This window comes from Flavobacterium macrobrachii (assembly GCF_014486675.1).
Taxonomy (GTDB): domain Bacteria; phylum Bacteroidota; class Bacteroidia; order Flavobacteriales; family Flavobacteriaceae; genus Flavobacterium; species Flavobacterium macrobrachii.
Map to the genome: position 1 here is coordinate 1 of NZ_JACTAC010000171.1, position 817 is coordinate 817.

General features: G+C 30.8%; 1 protein-coding gene. It reads right to left on the reverse strand.

The annotated features are described in order from the left end of the window. Positions 1-66: 66 nt before the first annotated feature. The gene (locus tag IAI56_RS15795) at positions 67-567 is read right to left on the reverse strand and encodes a CAP domain-containing protein (RefSeq protein WP_187658771.1); all 501 of its coding nucleotides are present in this window, start codon (positions 565-567) and stop codon (positions 67-69) included. Between the last annotated feature and the right edge of the window lie 250 nt (positions 568-817).

Genomic DNA, 817 nt, shown 5'->3' on the forward strand with positions numbered 1-817 from the left:
AAACCCAACGTTTAGAGCGTTGGGTTTTCAAGTGATCTGTCAAAATCAAACAAAACAATAATCAAACTATTTTTCCTTCATAAACATATTAGTGTAATATTTTCTATTAGTCTGTGGATCAACCGAAACAGATATACCAAAGTGAGTAAAATCACCTTCCATATTTGCTCTGTGTCCAGGACTGTTTTTCCATGCTGCAAATGCACTTTCTGCAGTCATGTAATTGTAAGCTACATTTTCGGCTACTTTTTCTGCACCCAATGTTTCAATAATACTTTGTGAGCGTTGATAAAAATTATCATGACTTACTGATTGTCTTTCAATCATATATTCATTATGTCCTTCAGACTTGTATGAAATATGATTGATAACTTGTAGTGGGTTTAAACCAAGGCTAACTCGATGGTTATTGATTAATTGAACTAAGCGTAGTTCAACTTCGTTGTAGTCGTAGTTTGTTACAACAGCTTCTTTTGAAACGCTTGTTTCTGAATCGTCAGAAGAACAAGAAACCATAGTGAACAATATTGCTAATGGCAATAATGCTCTAAACATTTTTGCTTTCATAGTAGTAGGTTAAGTTTTTAATAAAGTAGATGTGGGGCAAACACTTTATTGATTAATTAATGACAGAACGTGTTGTTTGATTTGGTGTTTCAAACATACATAATTACCGATTAAACAACAAATAAAATCGATGAAATGCATAAAATAATATATTTAATAAGATATTATCTTACAATATAACTGTTCATGAAATAGTTTTTGTGATTTATGAAAAAAAAAGAACCACTCGTGAAAGTGGTTCTTTTTTTAT